This is a genomic window from Pantoea sp. SIMBA_079, from assembly GCF_046940275.1.
Classification (GTDB): Bacteria; Pseudomonadota; Gammaproteobacteria; order Enterobacterales; family Enterobacteriaceae; genus Pantoea; species Pantoea borealis.
The window spans coordinates 158,650-179,028 of record NZ_JAWRYR010000007.1; the positions used below are offsets into that span (position 1 = coordinate 158,650).

The window sequence follows — 20,379 nt, forward strand, 5'->3', positions numbered from 1 at the left end:
TTAAACCGGTGTTTGTAGCCCAAAGAATTGGCGGGCTGTCACCACATCTTTTGCAATTTGTTCTTTCAGCGCATCCAGCGAGGCAAAGCGCTGTTCGTCGCGGATCTTCTGTTTCAGCACCACCTCAATATGGCGGCCATAGAGATCCATATGTGTGTCAAGCAGATGAACTTCAAGCTGCTGACGTAAACCTTTTACCGTCGGGCGAGTACCGATGTTGGCGACGCCCGGCACCGGCTGTGCGCCCAGCCCCAGCACTTCCACGGCAAACACGCCCTTAACCGGCGTCACCGCGCGGCGCAACGGCAAATTAGCGGTCGGGAAACCTATGGTACGGCCCAGTGCATCACCGTGCACCACGCGACCTGAAATGCTGAAGGGATGGCCAAGCAGCTGCTGCGCCTGCGCAAAGTCATCCTGCGCCAGCGCCTGACGGACAGCGGTACTGCTGATGCGCTTGCCGCTGTCGCAGAAGGTCTGAGTGCTGATGACCTCAAAGCCATACTCCGCACCCGCTTTCTGTAATAACAGGAAATCCCCTTCGCGACCAGCGCCGAAGCGGAAATCATCGCCCACCGCCAGAAAACGCACGTCGAGTTTTTCCACCAGCAGCTCGCTGATAAAGCGCTGGGCCGGATAGGCTGCAAACTGACGATCAAACCGGATACAGAGCACGGCATCAACGCCGGCCTGCTGCAGCCAGCTCAGTTTTTCACGCAGCCGCGTCAGACGAGCAGGGGCTTTTTCGCCGGCAAACAGCTCCAGCGGCTGCGGTTCAAACAGCATCACTACCACCGGCAGATTGCGCTTACGTCCTTCGGCAATCAGCTGCGCCATCAGTGCCTGATGACCGCGATGCACGCCATCGAAATTACCAATGGTCAGAACGCAGCCGCGATGCTGCTGTTTCAGATTATAAATACCGCGGATTAACTTCATGGCTGACTCAAACCGGTGGAAATCGGCGGATTATACCCTTGAATAGCGCTAAGGTTAACCCGTATACACGCCTTTCCTGCGCTGAAGCGCCCTCTGGCCCGCTGTTTAGCGACAAATCACCGCACGTACTGAAGAAATTTGTTGCGAAATACTGTATTCAGCGCGGGGTTGCTGGTAGAATCTTGCGCCATCAATTACGTAAGCGGGTGTCGTGGTTAAAACGACGCTTATTTGCACAAATCCATTGACAAAAGAAGGCGCAAAAGGCATAGTCCTCGGCCTTTGATTTGTCCATATAGAACACATTTGGGAGTTGGACCTTGGCTAATATCAAATCAGCTAAGAAACGCGCCGTAACATCTGAGAAACGTCGCAAGCATAACGCGAGCAACCGTTCTATGATGCGTACTTTCATCAAGAAAGTATACGCGGCTATCGCAACCGGCGACAAAGCTGCTGCGCAGAACGCATTCAACGAAATGCAACCAATCGTGGACCGTCAGGCTGCTAAAGGTCTGATCCACAAAAACAAAGCTGCACGCCATAAAGCAAACCTGGTGGCTCAGATCAACAAACTGGCTTAATCGCCTGTCTGTTTATCGCTTTGTAGAAAGAACCGGCTTATAGCCGGTTTTTTTATGCCTGTCGTTTGCCGGCAGCGTAAAAAGGAGGCTGACGCCTCCTCTCCGGTTAACGCAGCTTAACGCGCAATAGCGTATAGCCAATCACCGCTGACAGCAGCGAGCCGCTGAGAATACCCAGTTTCGAGAAGGTCACCAGCTCTTCATGCGCGGCGTCAAAGGCCAGCGAACTGATAAAGATAGACATGGTAAAGCCGATACCGCACAGCACGCCTATGGCCATGATATCGCGTATCGTTGTCCCGCCCGGCAGCGCCGCCAGACGCAGTTTTACGGCCAGCCAGCAGAACAGCGTAATACCCAGCGGTTTACCAATCAGCAACCCGAGAATAATCCCCAGCGGCTCTGGTGAGAACACATCACCAAAGGTGATACCACTCAGTGAAATCCCGGCGTTAGCAAACGCGAACAGCGGCAGAATCAGCCAGTTCACCCACGGCATCAAACCGTGCGCCAGATGCTCTGCCGGTGAATGCCCCTCTTTCTCTTCCAGCGGTACAAAGAAGCCGACTACCACGCCTGCCAGCGTGGCGTGCACGCCTGATTTCAGTACAGCCGTCCACAGCACCATCCCGACCAGCATATAGACGGCGATATTCCGCACGCCACAGCGATTAAGTATGGCCAGCACCACAATCGCCGCTGCCGCCACGCTCAGTGACAGCACAGAGAGATCGCTGGTGTAGAAGAGTGCGATAATCACAATCGCGCCGAGATCGTCGATGATGGCCAGCGCCATCAGGAACACCTTCAGCGCCAGAGGAACACGACTGCCAAGCAGTGCCAGCACGCCCAGAGCAAATGCGATATCGGTCGCGGTCGGGATCGCCCAGCCGTTGCGCGCAATCTCATTGTCATGATTGAAAAACAGGAAAATCAGCGCCGGAGCAACCATACCGCCAAGGGCAGCAATGACCGGAAAAATCGCGCGATCGCGACTGGCCAGCTCGCCGCTGATTAATTCGCGTTTCACTTCCAGACCGATCAGCAGAAAGAACAGCGCCATCAGCGCATCGTTGATCCACAGCAGCAGGTTCTTGCTGATATCGAGTGCGCCAAAGCGGATCTGCACCGGCTCAGCGAGAAAGTTCTGATAGCCAGCGGCTGTCTCTGCGTTATTCGCCAGAATCATGGCCGCGACCGCAGCGAGGATTAATATCATGCCGTTGCTGGCATCACTTTCTATAAAGCTTTTCAGCAACGTTTTAATCGAACGGGGCTTATTCACAACTCCTCCTGAGCAAAAACAATTTGTTAAGGAGTGTAACCGCGTTAACCCTGTGATAAAAGCCGCTTGCCGCGTCTTTACGCCAGTTTAAAATCAATAAAAAAGCGGAGAGTCACCTCTCCGCTTTTCGTCTGCAACCCTGGCGCTGAATCAACGCGTCAGGTCATCAAAGAACTTCTTCACGCCGTCAAAGAAGCTTTTTGAACGCGGGCTGTTCTTTTCACCGCTCGGGCCACCAAAGCTCTCTTCCAGCTCGCGCAGCAGCGCTTTCTGTTTATCATTCAGGCTGACCGGCGTTTCCACCACCACCCGGCACAGCAGGTCACCAACGGCGCCGCCGCGCACTGATTTTACGCCTTTGCCGCGCATGCGGAACAGCTTGCCGGTCTGGGTCTCAGCAGGCACCTTCAGCTTCACACGGCCATCCAGCGTGGGCACTTCAATCTCCCCGCCCAGTGCCGCCATCGCGAAGTTGATCGGCACTTCGCAATAGAGGTTATTCTCTTCACGCTCAAAGATAGGGTGCTTCTTCACCGAGACCTGAACGTAGAGATCGCCCGCTGGTGCGCCATGCTCGCCCGCTTCCCCTTCGCCACTCAGACGAATGCGGTCGCCGGTGTCCACGCCCGCCGGAATTTTCACCGACAGCGTTTTCTGACGCTCAACGCGTCCATGACCATGACAGGCGTTGCACGGATCTTTGATGACCGAGCCGCGGCCGTGACAGGTCGGACACGCCTGCTGCACAGTAAAGAAGCCCTGACGCATCTGCACCTGACCCGCGCCGTGGCAGGTCGGACAGGTTTGCGGCTGCGTGCCTGCTTTGGCACCGCTGCCATGACAGACATCGCACTCTTCCAGTACCGGGATGCGGATCTCTTTGGTCACGCCGCGTACCGCTTCTTCCAGCGTCAGCTCCATGTTGTAGCGTAAATCGGCACCGCGTGATGCACGCTGACGGCGACCGCCGCCAAAGATATCGCCAAATACGTCGCCAAAGATATCGCTGAAGTCTGCGCCACCGCCGCCGAAGCCACCACCACCAAAGCCGCCGCCACCGCCGCCCTGTTCAAAGGCTGCGTGACCATACTGGTCATAGGCCGCACGCTTCTGTGCATCCGTCAGAATTTCGTACGCTTCCTTCACTTCTTTAAATTTTGCTTCGGCTTCTTTGTCGCCCGGATTGCGGTCCGGGTGATATTTCATCGCCAGGCGCTTATAAGCCTTTTTGATTTCACGCTCATCAGCCGATTTTGAGACGCCTAAGATCTCGTAAAAATCACTCTTAGCCATTTTGTTCTGCCCTTAACATAGTTGCACGGGCGTGGAGAAACTCCTACGCCCGTGCTGGTTTCAACGGCTGTCAGGCCAGCCGTCGCGCCCGGTCAGGGGCAATTATTTTTTATCTTTAACTTCTTCGAACTCAGCGTCAACCACGTCATCTTGTTTCTGTGCTGACGCGTCACCAGCGTCCGCTGCGTCTGCCTGGCCCTGCTGCTGTGCCATCTCCATCAGCTTGCCGGAGACTTCCATCAGCGCCTGCATTTTCGCTTCAATAGCCGCTTTGTCTTCGCCTTTAAGCGCGGTATTCAGCTCAGTCAGTGCAGCTTCAATAGGTGCTTTGTCTTCTGCAGAGAGTTTGTCGCCTGCTTCATCCAGCTGCTTACGGGTGCTGTGCGCAATCTGGTCGCCCTGGTTGCGCGTCTGTACCAGCTCTTCAAACTTGCGGTCAGATTCAGCGTTCGCTTCCGCGTCACGCACCATTTTTTCGATTTCGTCTTCGTTCAGACCAGAAGAGGCTTTAATGGTGATCTTCTGCTCTTTACCGCTGTTTTTATCTTTCGCTGACACATGCAGAATACCGTCGGCATCGATGTCAAAGGTAACTTCGATCTGCGGCATACCGCGTGGTGCAGGCTGGATCCCGTCGAGATTAAACTGACCCAGCGATTTGTTATCACCGGAACGTTTACGCTCACCCTGCAGCACGTGAATGGTCACGGCAGACTGGTTGTCTTCAGCAGTAGAGAACACCTGGCTGTGCTTGGTCGGAATAGTGGTGTTCTTGCTGATCAGCGCGGTCATGACGCCGCCCATGGTTTCAATACCCAGCGACAGCGGCGTTACGTCCAGCAGCAGAACGTCTTTTACATCACCTGCCAGTACGCCACCCTGCACGGCAGCACCGACCGCTACGGCTTCATCCGGGTTCACGTCTTTACGTGGCTCTTTGCCGAAGAACTCGGTTACTTTCGCCTGCACCATTGGCATACGCGTCTGACCACCCACCAGGATGACATCGTTGATGTCAGAAACTGACAGGCCAGCATCCTGCAGTGCCACTTTCAGCGGCTCAATGGAGCGGGTGACCAGGTCTTCTACCAGAGATTCCAGTTTCGCACGCGTCACTTTGATGTTCAGGTGCTTAGGACCGGTTGCATCTGCCGTGATGTATGGCAGGTTAACATCGGTCTGCTGCGCAGAAGAGAGCTCGATTTTTGCTTTCTCAGCCGCTTCTTTCAGACGCTGCATAGCCAGCGGATCGTTGTGCAGATCGATACCCTGGTCTTTTTTGAATTCGGCTACCAGATAGTTAATCAGGCGGCTGTCGAAGTCTTCACCACCCAGGTGGGTATCACCGTTGGTTGCCAGAACTTCAAAGGTTTTTTCGCCATCAACGTCGTCGATCTCGATGATAGAGATATCGAAAGTACCGCCGCCCAGGTCATAAACCGCGATAGTGCGGTTGCCCTGGCCTTTGTCCAGACCGTACGCCAGCGCTGCTGCGGTTGGTTCGTTGATGATGCGCTTAACATCCAGGCCTGCAATACGGCCTGCATCTTTGGTCGCCTGACGCTGTGCATCGTTGAAGTAAGCCGGTACGGTAATGACCGCTTCAGTCACCGCTTCACCGAGGAAATCTTCCGCGGTTTTCTTCATTTTTTTCAGCACTTCAGCAGAGATCTGCGGCGGTGCCATTTTCTGGCCTTTCACGTCCAGCCAGGCATCACCGTTGTCAGAACCTGTGATCTTGTACGGCATGATTTTGATATCACGCTGTACTTCTTCGTCCTGGAAGCGGCGGCCAATTAAGCGCTTAATAGCAAACAGGGTATTCTGCGGGTTGGTCACTGCCTGACGTTTAGCCGGCTGACCTACCAGCGTTTCGCCATCTGCGGTATACGCAATAATTGACGGCGTGGTGCGATCGCCTTCAGCGTTTTCCAGGACGCGTGCTTTGCCGCCGTCCATGATCGCCACACAAGAGTTGGTTGTACCCAGGTCAATACCAATAATCTTACCCATCTAAACGTCTCCCACGTAAATTCTTTGTCAAATTGGGTTGTGATGCAGAGATGTGGTCGTTACCGCCACTTTCAACTGCGTCTGCAGGCTTTTTGCTGCTTCACAACGCCCGATGACAAGTAAATGGGGCCGCTTCGATGCGCATCAAGGGTTAAAAGCAAAAAATATTTCGATTCTTTTACCCCAACGGGGCAAATGGCGGGAAAATGTACAACACCAGCGGCGGAGCAGCACTGCCCCGCCGTGGCACGATCAGGATAATGAGCGGGAGGAGTGCACCGTGGTCTGACGCGCATCACGCCAGAGCCAGCAGCCAACGCCTGTACCGATAGCGGCCAGCGCCAGCACGTACCAGGCCGGTGCCATGGGGGTCAGCTGCATCATCAGCGTCACGCTGATGGGCGTCAGGCCGCCAAAAATCGCGTAAGCAACGTTGTATGAGAACGAGATCCCGGTAAAACGCACCGCTGCCGGGAAAGCCCGCACCATCACAAACGGCACCACGCCTACTACGCCGACGCTCAGCCCCGCTACGCCATACCAGAAGAACAGCATCTGCGGCGCGCTGCCGGTGTTTTGGAAAAAGTGCCAGCTGCAGAAAGCCAGCAGCAGCGATCCCGCTATCAGTGTACGCGCCGCACCCGCGCGATCCACGATCCAGCCTGCCAGCACGCACCCGATCAGCAGCATCACCGTGGCGAGGCTGTTAGCCTGCAGGCTCAGCGCAGCCGGTACGCCCTGCTTCTGCATCAGTGCAGGCGCCATTAAAATCACTACAACAATGCAGGCGGAGAGCAGCCAGGTCAGCAACATTGAGATCGCGATACTGCGCTTGTGGTGCAGCAAAATAGCCTGCAGCGGCAGCCGTTCAGACAAGGTTTTACGCTGCTGCATCTGCTGAAACACCGGCGTTTCATGCAGCCAGCGACGCAGGTACATCGCCAGCAGGCCAAACATACCGCCGAGAAAGAACGGCAGTCGCCAGCCATAATCACGCATTTCCGCCGGAGAAAAGGCCGTGTTAAGCAGCGTTGCCACCAGCGAACCCAGCAGAATACCGGCGGTGAGCCCTGCGGTCAGCGTGCCGCAGGCAAAGCCGGTACGCTTTTCCGGCACGTGCTCGGCAACAAATACCCAGGCGCCCGGGACTTCACCGCCGATAGCCGCGCCCTGCAGCATCCGCAATAGCAGCATCAGCAGCGGCGCAGCAATACTGATGCTCGCATAGGTGGGCAGTGCGCCCATCGCCAGCGTCGGCAGCGCCATCAGCAGAATGCTCAGGCTGAACATCTTTTTCCGGCCAACTTTGTCACCAAAGTGCGCCATGACAATGCCGCCCAAAGGGCGCGCCAGATAGCCGGCAGCAAAAATGCCGAACGTCTGCACCTGACGCAGCCAGTCAGGCATATCCGGCGGAAAAAAAAGTTCGCCAATAACGGCAGCAAAGAAGATAAAAATAATGAAGTCGTAGAATTCCAGCGCCCCGCCAAGGGCAGCCAGCGACAGGGTTTTATAATCCTGCCGGTTAAGTCGATGCGAGGTGAGCGAGTCCATAACGGTGCGGTATCCAGAGCCGGAAAAGGTAGGGCAGACGTTACTATACCGGCAAACCCGCACCACGCCAGCAAGGCTGAATTTTATGCCTGAAAAGCCTTATTTTCAGAGGTTTGTCTCACGCCGTGCGCTTTTCGGGCGAAATGCTGCTACCACTGCCGCATGCGTCTCGATATACGGTCCTTCCAGCAGCTGTAAGCAGTAAGGCACTGCAGCAAAAATTCCGGGCACCCTGACGCTGCCATCCTCCGCTTTTACCCCTTCCAGCGTCTCTTTGATCGATTTCGGCTGACCGGGCAGATTCAGGATCAGCGACTGTTTGCGGATCACCCCCACCTGCCGTGACAAAATGGCGGTGGGAACAAACTGCAGGCTGATTTGACGCATCTGCTCACCAAAGCCGGGCATTTCGCGATCCGCTACCGCCAGCGTCGCATCCGGCGTTACGTCACGTCGTGCCGGCCCGGTACCGCCGGTGGTCAGCACCAGATGGCAGAAGCGTTCATCCACCAGCTCGCAGATCGCCTGCTCAATCATCGGTTGTTCATCCGGTACCAGACGTGTCTCCAGCTCGAAGGGCGTTGCCAGTGCACCGCTGAGCCAGCTCTCCAGGGCCGGAATGCCCTGATCCTGATAAATGCCGTTTGCTGCGCGATCGGAAACGGAAATTAATCCAATGCGTAAAGTGTCCATAAGAGTATCGCTGTGGTTAGCCGCGTGGCGGCAAAAAAAGAGAGATGCAGAAAGGATAATACAAAGCGCAGAGCAGAGAAATGCGTAATACCGTGGCGGCAAGGTACCGCCACGGCGTCAGGCTTACAGCAGTTCAGTAAGCATCTTTTCAAGTTTGCCCTGATCAACGGCAAAGTTGCGGATACCTTCCGCCAGCTTAGTGACCGCCATAGGATCCTGATTATGCTGCCACAGGAACTCCGCTTCGGTCATTTTCGCCGGACGTTCGCTGATCTCACCGCTGTAGCTCAGCTTGCGCTCAACGCTGCCTTCGCTCTCAGCCAGCTCTTTCAGCAGGCCCGGAGAGATAGTCAGACGGTCGCAGCCCGCCAGTTCGATGATTTCGCCCACGTTACGGAAGCTGGCTCCCATCACCACGGTTTCATAGCCATGCTGTTTGTAATAGCTGTAGATTTCAGACACGGAGACCACGCCTGGATCTTCATGCGGCGCATACTCTTTTTTATCGGTGTTCTGCTTGTACCAGTCGAGAATACGGCCCACGAAAGGAGAGATCAGGAAGACGCCTGCTTCCGCACAGGCGCGTGCCTGCGCGAAGGAGAACAGCAGCGTAAGGTTACAGTTGATCCCTTCTTTTTCCAGCTGCTCCGCCGCGCGGATGCCCTGCCAGGTTGAAGCGAGCTTGATCAGAATGCGATCGTTGCTGATGCCCGCGTCGTTGTAGAGTTTAATCAGGCTGCGCGCCTTCGCGATGCTCGCTTCTGTATCGTAGGAGAGACGTGCATCCACTTCTGTTGAAATACGGCCCGGGATCAGTTTGAGTATCTCCAGCCCGATATTGACAGCCAGTTTGTCAGAGACCAGCGCCAGCTGCTCTTCCTTGTTGCTGCTCTGCTCACGCGCCCAGCCGATCGCTTCATCAATCAGCTTGCGGTATTCAGGGATCTGGGCAGCGTTGAGGATCAGGGAAGGGTTCGTGGTGGCATCCTGCGGCTGATAGAGCTTCATCGCTGCAATATCACCGGTGTCGGCGACCACGGTAGTCAGCTGACGCAGGGAAGTAAGTTTATCCGTCATGGTTCTCTTTTCTCTTTAGTTGACTGTCAGGGTATAAAAGGCTGAATCGATAATATCACGCGCAATCAGCGGCGCAACATCGTGGCGTGCCCTTTACGATAGCGCTAACAAATAGGAGCGATTTGCCGATTGATGCCGCTTTTTTGATACACTCCGCGCAATAAATTTTCCGTTAATGTCCTGATATTTAAGCAGGCGCACAAGGAGACCCGGTATGCTGATGGTGATTTCACCCGCGAAAACGCTGGATTATGAGAGCCCGCTTGCCACCCCCCGCTTTACCCGGCCTGAGCTGCTGGAAAAATCGCAGCAGCTGATTGACGTTGCGCGCGCCCTCTCTCCGGCTGATATCGCTTCGCTGATGCGTATCAGCGACAAGCTGGCGCACCTGAACGCCGATCGCTTTAACCAGTGGCAGCCGCACTTTACGCCGGAAAATGCGCGTCCGGCTATTCTGGCATTTAAAGGTGACGTGTATACCGGCCTGCAGGCGGAACGTTTTAGTGAAGCGGATTTTGATTTTGCCCAGCAGCATCTGCGTATGCTCTCCGGCCTGTATGGCCTGCTGCGGCCGCTGGATCTGATGCAACCCTACCGGCTGGAGATGGGTACCCGCCTGGCCAATCCGGCTGGCCGCGATCTCTACAGCTTCTGGGGCGATACGCTTACGGAAACGCTGAATCGTGCGCTACAGGCGCAGGGCGATCGGGTGTTGATCAATCTTGCTTCAGACGAATATTTCCGGGCAGTAAAGCCGGCGAAACTTGATGCCGATGTGGTGAAGCCGGTGTTTCTGGATGAAAAAGATGGACACTATAAAGTCATCAGTTTTTACGCCAAAAAAGCGCGCGGGCTGATGAGCCGTTTTGTGATTGAGCATCGTCTGACAGAGGCAGAACAGCTGAAGCAGTTTGACGTGGAGGGATACCGTTTTGATGCGGCAGCCAGCCAGGGGAATGAGCTGGTGTTCAAGCGCCAGCAGCAGGCATAAATCGTTTTATGCCGGGACGTCATCACGTTTCGTGTGCACATCAGTTCGGGCGTCATGAATGGCGTCATCACGTTTCGTACGCGCATCAATCCGGGCGTCATTAATGACGTCATCACGTTTCGCACGCGCATCAACCCGGGCGTCATGAATGGCGTCATCACGTTTTATACGCGTATCAACCCGGGCGCCATGAATGGCGCCCCTACAGGGGGATGGGATATCCGTAGGGGGCGCATTTATGCGCCCCTGGCGTGTTTATGCGCCACTGGCTGCCATGAATATGCTCCGCTCTGTTACCGCAGCAGAAATTTGCGCAGTGCGGCAAACTCTGCCGGCATCTGGTGAGACAGCAGCGGCAAATCGGCACGATCGGCCAGCGCCTGCGGCAGCGTAAGCGTCTGTCCCAGAATCTCCTCTACGCTCTCGCGGAATTTCGCCGGATGCGCCGTGCCGAGGAACAATCCATACTCGCCCTCCTGCAGCTGATCGCGCAGCAGACGATAAGCGATGGCCGCGTGCGGTTCGGAGAGATAACCCAGATCGGCCAGCTCGCGCATCGTGGCCTGCGTCGTCTCATCAGAAACCGCACCGTAAGCGAGATCGGTCAGACGCCAGGTTTTACGGCGGAACAGCTCTTCCACGCGCGGCCAGTTATTGGGCTGGCTGACATCCATGGCGTTTGACAGGGTAGCCACGGTGGCATTCGGCTGCCAGGCCCCGTTGCCGAGAAAGCGCGGTACGGTGTCATTGGCGTTGGTTGCGGCGATAAACCGTTTGATTGGCAGACCGAGCGATTTTGCCAGCAGGCCGGCGGTAAGATCGCCAAAGTTACCGCTGGGTACCGAGACCACCAGCTGATTGCGCTGCTCCTGCGGCAGCTGTGCGACCGCCTCAAAGTAGTAGCAGATCTGCGCCAGCAGACGACTGATGTTGATGGAGTTAGCGGAGTTAAGGCCAATCGCTTTTTTCAGCTCTTCGTCATCAAACGCCTGCTTAACCAGCGACTGACAGGTATCGAAATCGCCATCAATCGCGATAGTTTCAATATTGCCACCCAGCGTGCAGAACAGTTTTTCCTGCAGGGCGCTGATTTTGCCCTGCGGATAGAGGATCACCACGCGCACGTTTTCCATACCGTAAAAGGCGTGTGCCACGGCGGCCCCGGTATCACCCGAGGTGGCGGTCAGGATAGTGATCTGCTCATCTGCGCCAGAAACGTAGGAGAGCATCTGCGCCATAAAGCGGCCGCCGAAATCTTTAAACGCCAGCGTCGGGCCGTGGAACAGCTCCAGACAGGCGATATCTTCGCTGACCTTCGCCACCGGAGCCGGAAACGTAAAGGCCGTTTTGACCCGCTCAGCCAGCTGATGCGGGGTGACTTCATCTCCGATATAAGCAGACAGGATTTTGCTGCTGCGGCTGACAAAGTCCATCTCCAGCATCGCATCGATGTCAGTCAGTTCAAATTCCGGCAGCTCCAGTGGAAAGAACAGCCCCTGCTGCGAGCCCAGCCCCTGTTTCACTGCCTGTGAGAAGCTGACCTGCTCGTTGTGATCCTTAAGATTATAGAGTTTCATACGTTATCCCAGTTTACGTGCGCCAGCCGTATCAAGACGGCAGATATGGACGAAGCCTTCTTCATTCTGCAGATAGTGCTGGCTCAGCCAGTCTGCCATCCGCTGCGCCGTTGCCCTCTCATTGCAAACAGCGAAAAGCGTCGGGCCAGAGCCCGAGATACCGCAGGCCAGCGCGCCGATGTCGGCTGCCGCCTGCCGTGCTGCGGCGAACCCTGGCAGCAGTTTAGTGCGGTACGGTTCAGCCACCACATCCTGCATCAGCTTAGCCGCCAGCTGCGGCTGCCGGGTATGACAGGCATGGATAAAGCCCGCCAGCAGGCGGCCATGCTTAATCACATCCTGCTTACGATATTGCGCCGGCAGAATCGCCCGCGCTTCCGCGGTCGAAACCTTGATGCCGGGATACGCCATAACCCACAGCCACTCATCAAAACAGGGCACCTGCTGGCTGATAATCCCCTGCTCTTCAATCATCAATTGTACGCCGCCCAGGAAGCAGGGAGCCACATTGTCATAGTGAACGCTGCCGGAAATACGCCCTTCCAGCTCGCCCATCAGCGCCAGCAGCGCGGTATCGCTGAGCGGCTTGCCGCAGAATTCGTTCATCGCCATTAAACCCGCTACCACCGAGCAGGCGCTGGAGCCGAGACCGGAGCCGATCGGCATATTTTTTTCCAGCGTCATCGCCACCGGCACTTCTTTGCCGATTGCCTGACAGAAACGCTCCCAGCACTGATAAACAATATTTTCTTTAGGATCGTCAGGCAGTTTGCTGACAAAGCGACCACGATTCACAAGGCTGAAACGATCGGCCGCTTCGACGGCCACACAATCGCCCAGCAGCGATCCATCCACCGGCGACACCGCAGCCCCCAGCACGTCAAAGCCAACGCTGACGTTGCCAATGGAGGCCGGTGCATAAATTTTTACCATTATTAAACTCCTAACTTCCACGACAGCGTACGCAGCAGATCGGCAAATACGCCCGCTGCGGTAACATCATTCCCTGCACCATACCCGCGCAGCACCAGCGGAATTGGCTGATAGTAGCGGCTATAGAACGCCAGCGCATTTTCACCGTTTTTCACTTTGCACAGCGGATCGTTACCGTCTACCGCCTCAATCTTAACGCTGCAGCGTCCATCTTCTGCAATCGCTCCGACAAAACGCAGCACTTTGCCTTCGTCGCGCGCCTGAGCGACGCGTGCTGCAAAGGCGTTATCCAGCTCCGGCAGACGTGCCATAAACTGATCCGCATCCGCCAGTTCAGTCAGGCTCGCAGGCAGAAGCGGTTCGATATTGATATCGCTCAGCTCCAGCTGATGGCCCGCCTCACGCGCCAGGATCAGCAGCTTGCGCGCCACATCCATTCCCGACAGATCGTCACGCGGATCGGGTTCGGTGAAGCCCATCTCGCACGCCAGCGTAGTCGCCTGCGACAGCGACATTCCCTCATCCAGCTTGCCGAAGATAAAAGAGAGCGAGCCGGAGAGAATGCCGGAAAATTTAATCAGCTCATCACCCGCGTTCAGCAGGTTCTGCAGGTTTTCAATCACCGGCAGACCGGCGCCGACGTTAGTGTCATAAAGAAACTTGCGGCGCGATTTGGCGGCGGCAGCCCGCATCTGCTGGTAGTAATTCCACGAGGAGGTGTTCGCCTTTTTGTTAGGCGTCACCACATGGAAACCTTCTGCAAGGAAGTCTGCATACTGGTCGGCCACCGCCTGGCTGGAGGTACAGTCGACGATCACCGGATTGAGCAGGTGATACTCTTTTACCAGCCGGATCAGACGTCCGAGGTTAAACGGCTCACGCGCTTCACTCAGCGCGCCTTTCCAGTCACTCAGATCGATACCGTGGACATTGGTCAGCAGCGCGCGTGAATTCGCGATCCCGCAGACACGCAGATCGATATGTTTGCCTTTCAGCCACGCCTGCTGGCGATGCAGCTGATCGAGCAGCGCACCGCCCACGCCGCCCACGCCGACCACAAACACTTCAATCACCTGATCGGTGGCAAACAGCATCTGATGCACAACGCGTACGCCGGTAGTCACATCGTCATTGCTTACCACAACAGAAATTGAGCGTTCGGAAGAGCCCTGGGCGATCGCCACGATATTGATATTGGCGCGCGCCAGCGCTGAAAAGAATTTGGCGGAAATGCCGCGCAGCGTACGCATGCCGTCGCCTACTACTGAAATCACCGCCAGCTGCTCCAGCACATCCAGCGGATCGAGCAGACCCTCTTTCAGCTCAAGATGGAATTCTTCTTCCAGTACGCGCCGTGCGCGCGCCTGTTCACTCTGCGGCACGCAGAAGCTGATGCTGTATTCAGAGGAGGATTGTGTGATCAGCACCACGGAGATGCCGGTACGTGACATCGCGGCAAATACGCGCGCGGCCATGCCCACCATGCCTTTCATTCCGGGACCGGAGACGTTAAACATCGCCATATTGTTAAGATGAGTAATGCCTTTAACCGGATTCTCATCATCACCGCCTTCGCCGCCAATCAGCGTGCCGGGCGCCTGCGGATTGGCGGTATTTTTAATTAAGCAGGGGATCTGAAACTGTGCGATCGGTGCAATGGTGCGCGGATGCAGTACTTTGGCACCAAAGTAGGAGAGCTCCATCGCTTCCTGATAAGACATCGACTTCAGCAGGCGCGCATCGGGCACCTGGCGCGGATCGCAGGTGTAGACCCCGTCAACATCGGTCCAGATTTCGCAGCAGTCAGCGCGCAGACAGGCGGCCAGCACGGCAGCCGAATAGTCGGAACCGTTACGCCCCAGCACCACCAGCTCACCCTTTTCATTACCGGCGGTGAAGCCCGCCATCAGGATCATATGATCGGCCGGGATCTGGCTGGCGGTGATACGGCGGGTGGATTCAGGAATATCCACGGTGGATTCCAGGTAGTGCCCCACGGCCAGCAGCTTCTCAACCGGATCGATAACGGTTACCGGATAACCACGCGCCTGCAGCAGCGCTTCCATAATGGCAATCGACAGCTTTTCGCCGCGACAGATGATAGCCGCATTGACCGCATCCGGGCACTGTCCCAGCAGGCTGATACCGTGCAGCACCTGCTTCAGCTGAGCAAACTCCAGCGCAACAAAAGTGCTCATGCGATCAACGTCAAACCCCGGCTGGGCCGCCGCGAGTCCCTGCAGGAGATCGGCAAAAATGCGCTCAGCGTCACTGATATTCGGCAGGGGATCCTGGCCGCTGATGGTTTTTTCAATCATCGCTACCAGGTGATTAGTAATTTTTGCGGGTGCAGAGAGCACGGTGGCAACCTGTCCCTGCTGCGCATTGCTTTCCAGAATGTCCGCCACGCGCAGAAAACGCTCTGCGTTGGCTACTGAGGTTCCGCCGAATTTCAGCACTCGCATGATTAAAGCTCTCCTGAATTTTTGCCGAAAAAAAAGCCCGCACTGTTGAGGTGCGGGCTTCTTTTTTATTTTTTCCTGTATGCGTCAGCCCGCACCGTTACCTGTGGTAATGGTGGTGGTAATAATTGTTGTGGTGTTCAGGCTGTCGTTACGCATTAAGATTTTTCTGTCTGTCTTTGTCTTGTCCGTCTGCCTTCCAGAAGTAAAGCAAAGCACACGTTAAGTCAACGAATTTGTCTTTTGCGGGTGAACCTGCAGCCGGGCAGTGCTGCGCTGAATCGGGCAAATGCTGTTAAGATCGTTTACGACAAACGCGAGATGCCCGATCAGCAGCTACCAACTCAGGGTTTTACCGAGTAATTCTCTGCCAGCTTTTTTTCCACATCGTGCAGCAGCCGGTGCAGCATTGCGCTGTCGCGCTGCTCCAGCAGACCGATGCGCTGATCGATCCAGTCCACCATTTTAGTGTCATCGCTCACCTCCAGCGTGGTAAGCAGCTGCTGAAACCGCTGACGCAGCGCCTGCAGCTGCAGCGCATTCGCCGTTTCTGCCGGGGTGACGGTGACCTGATTAAGTGAAGCGAGCTGATAGCAGTAGACCATGACCGCCTGCCCCAGATTCAGGGAGGGATAATCCGCCGCCATCGGGATACCGGTCAGCAGGTCGACCTGATCCAGCTCCTCGTTTGTCAGTCCGCTATCTTCACGTCCAAATACCAGCGCAATGCGCGGCAGCCACTGCCGCTTTTCCTGCAAAATAGTCTCAACCTGTGCAGGCGTAGCGTAGTAGCGAAACTTCGCCCGGCTGCGTGCAGTGGTGGCAACAGAAAAATCGACATCGGCCAGCGCTTCACTCAGCGTGGCGTAAGCCCGGACACTGTCGAGGATTTCACCGGCGCCGTGCGCAACACGTCGCGCCGCCGGATCCTGCCATGCGTCGCTGGCGACAATGCGCAGCTCAGTAAAGCCCATGGTTTTCATTGCGCGGGCAGCGGCACCAATATTTTCCGGGCGGGCGGGTGAAACCAAAATCAGGGGAAAAGACATAATTTTTCCGGTAGCAAATTAACACTGTGCGCTATGGTGGCATGCAGTGATAAAAATACCAATTGTTATGCAGTGATAAAGCGGAATGTTAATAATGTTAAACTGCCGGAATAAATTGTGCTGAAGACATTTGTCACTCTCAGGCAAATATTATGGCGTTATAAAACATAAACCCTGTTAATTCATTGCACTACGCCAGCTATTTATGCAATTTGCACGCGTTTAAAACCGCGGGTTAAATGTAGCGAAAATGCTGCTTTTTGTGAGCTAAGCTGGCAATACAGGAGAAGTTTTTCATAAAAGTGTTAACGTGCTACACTTGCTTTTGATATAAGTCAACGAAGCGTTGTTTTTATGCTTATCGGTTGTTGCTGGTGCTGTTAGGTTGCTGTTAATGCGGTTAGGATAAACGCTATTCCGATCCCAACGGGGCGCACAGATATTCATTCTGACCGGCTGAGCTGACACTGACGTTGACCTGATGGATGGTATATTCCGAAGATTATTTCGTACTCCGGTTGCGCACACGCCTATGACACATTTTTATTTTGTCGCGGCAACGGTTGTACGCCCTGTTTTCGATTTGTTGGCAAATTTTAGGTAGCAAAACATGCAGACCCCGCACATTCTTATCGTTGAAGACGAACTGGTCACGCGTAACACGCTAAAAAGCATTTTCGAGGCGGAAGGTTACGTGGTCTATGAAGCCACTGATGGTGCTGAAATGCATCAGGTTTTAACAGACAATGACGTAAACCTGGTGATTATGGATATCAACCTCCCAGGGAAAAATGGATTGCTGCTGGCGCGCGAGCTGCGTGAACAGGCAAACGTCGCGCTGATGTTTCTGACCGGTCGCGATAATGAAGTGGATAAGATCCTCGGCCTGGAAATTGGCGCTGATGACTACATCACTAAACCTTTTAATCCGCGTGAGCTGACCATTCGCGCGCGTAATCTGCTGTCGCGCACCATGAACCTGGCCATGCCGGGTGAAGAGCGTCGTCAGGTTGAGAGCTATCGCTTCAACGGCTGGGAGCTGGATATTAACAGCCGCTCGCTGATCAGCCCAAACGGCGAGCAATACAAGCTACCGCGCAGTGAATTCCGCGCGATGCTGCATTTCTGCGAAAATCCGGGCAAAATCCAGACGCGTGCCGACCTGCTTAAGAAGATGACCGGTCGCGAGCTTAAGCCGCATGACCGTACCGTGGATGTCACGATTCGCCGTATTCGTAAACATTTCGAGTCAACACCCGATACGCCGGAAATCATCGCCACCATCCATGGCGAAGGCTATCGCTTCTGCGGTGAACTGCAGGATTAAGTTAAACAGTAAAAAAACGCCCGTCCGGGCGTTTTTTTTAACGGCTTTAATGCCACGGCATAATGGGCACCGCGCTCAGCGCGTTTTTCGGTGATCCATCCACGACCTTATCGGAATAGCTCAGATAGACCAGCGCGTTGCGTTTCTGATCAAAAAAGCGCACCACCTGCAGCTTTTTGAACACCAGCGATGTCCGCTTGCGAAACACCACTTCTCCCTGCGCCTTGCCTTGTGCGATTTTCTCGCTAAGCTCTACAGGCCCTACCTGCTGGCAGGAGATAGCCGCATCCGACGTATCTTCAGCCAGCCCCAGTCCCCCTTTGATGCCGCCGGTTTTTGCCCGGCTGATATAGCAGGTGACATTTTTCACGTCCGGATCGTCGAACGCTTCGACCACGATTTTATGATCGGGGCCGAAAATTTTGAATACGGTGTCAACAGAGCCGATCTCCTCCGCCAGCGCGACGGGGGTGAACATAAAAGTTGCCAGCGTGACTATAAGAGCGCGATTTATTGTCATTGGGTTACCATTGCAAAGGAAAGAGATGTGGCGATAATGTACCGTCACCAGATAAAAGAACCAAACCTGAACGGGTTATCACCCGCATTGATATAGCACACTTGATCAACACACAAGCGCCGCGCGTTTGTGCATTTAGTGCTATTATTCGACGACTTCATCGTTGCGCCACCAGAGAGTTATGAGGATGTTTTATGGACCAAGCCGGTATCATTCGCGATTTGCTTGTCTGGCTGGAGAGCCATCTGGATCAGCCGCTTTCACTTGATAACGTTGCGCTGAAAGCGGGTTACTCCAAATGGCACCTGCAACGGATGTTTAAAGAGGTTACCGGACATGCCATCGGGGCATACATCCGTGCGCGCCGTCTCTCCAAAGCCGCGGTGGCGCTGCGCCTGACCAGCCGCCCTATCCTTGATATCGCTCTGCAGTATCGCTTCGATTCACAGCAGACCTTTACGCGCGCGTTTAAGAAACAGTTTAATCAGACGCCTGCCTGGTATCGTCGCTCATCTGAGTGGAACTCTTACGGTATCCGCCCGCCTATTCGTCTGGATAACCAGCCCGTGCCAGAAGCACAGTTTGTCACGCTGCCGGAGACGATTCTGGTGGGGCAGACGCAGAGTTACACCTGCGCGCTGGAGCAGATCTCCCGCTATCGCGATGAGATGCGCGTGCACTTCTGGAAGCAGTTCCTGCTGGAAACCGATACCGTGCCGCCGGTGCTTTACGGCCTGCATCAGGTACGCGCCAGCCATGAGAAAGATGATGAGCAGGAGATCCTTTATACCACTGCGGTTCCGGTCGATCAGCAGGCGCTGGACATGCAGTCTAACCAGCGCGTGACGCTGGAAGCAGGAGACTACGTGCAGTTCAGCTATGAAGGGCCGCGCGTCGCACTGCAGGAGTTTATCCTGATGCTCTACGGCACCTGCATGCCGATGCTGGGATTGATCCGCCGTCAGGGCCAGGATATTGAGCGCTTCTATACCCACGGCGGCAAAAAACGCAGCGAACCGCCGGCCGATATCCGCTGCGAATACCTGATCCCGATCCGCCCGCAGCCCGTTAATTAATCGCCCAAGAAGCCTGCAGGGGGCGCATTAATGCGCCCCTGGCCGCGGTAAAAACATCACCACGTTCCGCATGCGCATCAACCCGGGCGCCATTAATGGCGCCCCTACGGGGACCCTGGCCGCGGTAAAAACATCATCACGTTCCGCACGCGCATTAACCCGGGCGCCATTAATGACGTCATCACGTTCCGCACGCACATCAATCCGGGCGCCATTAATGGCGTCATCACGTTCCGCACGCGCATTAACCCGGGCGCCATTAATGACGTCATCATGTTCCGCACGCGCATTAACCCGGGCGCCATTAATGGCGCCCCTACATTTTCCGTAGGGGGCGCATTAATGCGCTCCTGGCAGCTCATCCAGTGCCGGAGCGTCGAGATGCGAGACATCACCGGCGGTTTCTACGATCCAGCCAGAGGCCAGCCAGGCGCTCTGCTGATGATCCACGCGTGAAATTGAGCAGTTGCGCAGGCGCAGCCGGCGTTCCGCGTGCGCCGGTAACCCCAGAATGGTACTGACCAGCGCACCCAGTGCCATACCGTGGCTGACCAGCAGCGGCCGGCTGCCAGCTGGCAGATCGAGGCAGGCATTCAGCGCATCATGCATGCGTGCCGCCAGCTCGCTCATTGACTCACCGCCAGGAATGCGCCCCGCTTCTGTGCCATCCACCAGCGCCTTGCGCCAGCGCTCTTCTTCGGCCGTCAGGCCATCAAGCGGACGCTGCTCCAGACAGCCCATATTGAGCTCGCGCAGACGTGCATCCAGCGTAACCGGGCAGCCGCAGGCGTCAGCAATAATTTCTGCCGTACGCCGGGTGCGACCTAAATCGCTGGCGATGACGTGCGTAATGCCCAGCGTTTTCACCCGCTCACCGACCTGACGTGCCTGCTGTTCACCTTTATCCGTCAGAGCACTGTCGGACTGCCCCTGAATGCGTCGGGCCGCATTCCAAACCGTTTCACCGTGACGAACAAGATAGACCTGTAACATGCGTGATTTCCGT

At 55.5% G+C, this 20,379-nt stretch carries 18 protein-coding genes and 1 other annotated feature; of the genes, 4 read left to right on the forward strand and 14 right to left on the reverse strand.

Annotated features, from left to right (window positions below):
* Positions 1 to 939 (reverse strand): bifunctional riboflavin kinase/FAD synthetase, encoded by a 939-nt coding sequence (gene ribF, locus SB719_RS11660; RefSeq protein ID WP_292975407.1) that lies wholly within the window; start codon positions 937 to 939, stop codon positions 1 to 3.
* A 320-nt stretch (positions 940 to 1,259) separates the two neighbouring features.
* On the opposite strand from ribF, the gene rpsT reads away from it, so the two are divergent.
* Positions 1,260 to 1,523, forward strand: coding sequence for a 30S ribosomal protein S20 (rpsT, locus tag SB719_RS11665; protein WP_039382484.1), 264 nt, complete (start codon positions 1,260 to 1,262; stop codon positions 1,521 to 1,523).
* A gap of 106 nt (positions 1,524 to 1,629) precedes the next feature.
* On the opposite strand, the gene nhaA is transcribed toward rpsT, so the two are convergent.
* From nhaA to tal, 6 genes are all read right to left on the reverse strand, one after another.
* Entirely contained in the window at positions 1,630 to 2,808 is a 1,179-nt protein-coding gene (nhaA, locus tag SB719_RS11670; protein WP_412159251.1) for a Na+/H+ antiporter NhaA, read from the reverse strand.
* A 150-nt stretch (positions 2,809 to 2,958) separates the two neighbouring features.
* Positions 2,959 to 4,101, reverse strand: a complete 1,143-nt coding sequence (gene dnaJ / locus SB719_RS11675) for a molecular chaperone DnaJ (RefSeq protein WP_065650175.1) — start codon at positions 4,099 to 4,101, stop codon at positions 2,959 to 2,961.
* 102 nt (positions 4,102 to 4,203) lie between these two features.
* The gene (gene dnaK / locus SB719_RS11680) at positions 4,204 to 6,114 is read right to left on the reverse strand and encodes a molecular chaperone DnaK (protein WP_065650176.1); all 1,911 of its coding nucleotides are present in this window, start codon (positions 6,112 to 6,114) and stop codon (positions 4,204 to 4,206) included.
* 252 nt (positions 6,115 to 6,366) lie between these two features.
* Positions 6,367 to 7,668, reverse strand: coding sequence for an MFS transporter (locus SB719_RS11685; RefSeq protein ID WP_412159252.1), 1,302 nt, complete (start codon positions 7,666 to 7,668; stop codon positions 6,367 to 6,369).
* Between the two features lie 105 nt (positions 7,669 to 7,773).
* Entirely contained in the window at positions 7,774 to 8,361 is a 588-nt protein-coding gene (gene mog, locus SB719_RS11690) for a molybdopterin adenylyltransferase (protein WP_065650178.1), read from the reverse strand.
* Positions 8,362 to 8,484: 123 nt separating this feature from the next.
* Positions 8,485 to 9,438, reverse strand: a complete 954-nt coding sequence (gene tal, locus SB719_RS11695; protein WP_065650179.1) for a transaldolase — start codon at positions 9,436 to 9,438, stop codon at positions 8,485 to 8,487.
* A 214-nt stretch (positions 9,439 to 9,652) separates the two neighbouring features.
* On the opposite strand from tal, the gene yaaA reads away from it, so the two are divergent.
* Complete coding sequence (gene yaaA / locus SB719_RS11700) at positions 9,653 to 10,429, forward strand: peroxide stress protein YaaA (RefSeq protein WP_313066671.1); 777 nt, start codon at positions 9,653 to 9,655, stop codon at positions 10,427 to 10,429.
* Positions 10,430 to 10,722: 293 nt separating this feature from the next.
* Here yaaA and thrC read toward each other — a convergent pair whose 3' ends face one another.
* From thrC to SB719_RS11725, 5 genes are all read right to left on the reverse strand, one after another.
* Positions 10,723 to 12,006 carry a threonine synthase gene (gene thrC / locus SB719_RS11705; RefSeq protein ID WP_065650182.1) on the reverse strand — a complete coding sequence of 428 codons (1,284 nt, stop codon included), beginning with the start codon at positions 12,004 to 12,006 and terminating at the stop codon, positions 10,723 to 10,725.
* Between the two features lie 3 nt (positions 12,007 to 12,009).
* On the reverse strand, positions 12,010 to 12,939 hold the full coding sequence (gene thrB / locus SB719_RS11710) for a homoserine kinase (RefSeq protein ID WP_065650183.1): 930 nt from the start codon (positions 12,937 to 12,939) through the stop codon (positions 12,010 to 12,012).
* Positions 12,940 to 12,941: 2 nt separating this feature from the next.
* Positions 12,942 to 15,404 (reverse strand): bifunctional aspartate kinase/homoserine dehydrogenase I, encoded by a 2,463-nt coding sequence (gene thrA / locus SB719_RS11715; protein ID WP_314687156.1) that lies wholly within the window; start codon positions 15,402 to 15,404, stop codon positions 12,942 to 12,944.
* A 26-nt stretch (positions 15,405 to 15,430) separates the two neighbouring features.
* Positions 15,431 to 15,553, reverse strand: a sequence feature (Thr leader region).
* Positions 15,489 to 15,560 (reverse strand): thr operon leader peptide, encoded by a 72-nt coding sequence (gene thrL, locus SB719_RS11720; protein ID WP_071669149.1) that lies wholly within the window; start codon positions 15,558 to 15,560, stop codon positions 15,489 to 15,491. Its footprint overlaps the feature before it by 65 nt.
* 185 nt (positions 15,561 to 15,745) lie before the next feature.
* Positions 15,746 to 16,450, reverse strand: a complete 705-nt coding sequence (locus SB719_RS11725; RefSeq protein WP_314687159.1) for a tRNA/rRNA methyltransferase — start codon at positions 16,448 to 16,450, stop codon at positions 15,746 to 15,748.
* A 610-nt stretch (positions 16,451 to 17,060) separates the two neighbouring features.
* Here SB719_RS11725 and arcA point away from each other — a divergent pair.
* On the forward strand, positions 17,061 to 17,777 hold the full coding sequence (arcA, locus tag SB719_RS11730) for a two-component system response regulator ArcA (protein ID WP_039382461.1): 717 nt from the start codon (positions 17,061 to 17,063) through the stop codon (positions 17,775 to 17,777).
* Between the two features lie 46 nt (positions 17,778 to 17,823).
* Here arcA and creA read toward each other — a convergent pair whose 3' ends face one another.
* Positions 17,824 to 18,297 carry a protein CreA gene (gene creA / locus SB719_RS11735; protein WP_065650186.1) on the reverse strand — a complete coding sequence of 158 codons (474 nt, stop codon included), beginning with the start codon at positions 18,295 to 18,297 and terminating at the stop codon, positions 17,824 to 17,826.
* A gap of 194 nt (positions 18,298 to 18,491) precedes the next feature.
* On the opposite strand from creA, the gene robA reads away from it, so the two are divergent.
* Entirely contained in the window at positions 18,492 to 19,373 is an 882-nt protein-coding gene (gene robA, locus SB719_RS11740) for an MDR efflux pump AcrAB transcriptional activator RobA (RefSeq protein ID WP_065650187.1), read from the forward strand.
* 339 nt (positions 19,374 to 19,712) lie between these two features.
* Here robA and gpmB read toward each other — a convergent pair whose 3' ends face one another.
* A complete protein-coding gene (gpmB, locus tag SB719_RS11745; protein WP_039382453.1) occupies positions 19,713 to 20,366 on the reverse strand; it encodes a 2,3-diphosphoglycerate-dependent phosphoglycerate mutase GpmB in 654 nt (217 codons plus the stop codon).
* Positions 20,367 to 20,379: the final 13 nt, after the last annotated feature.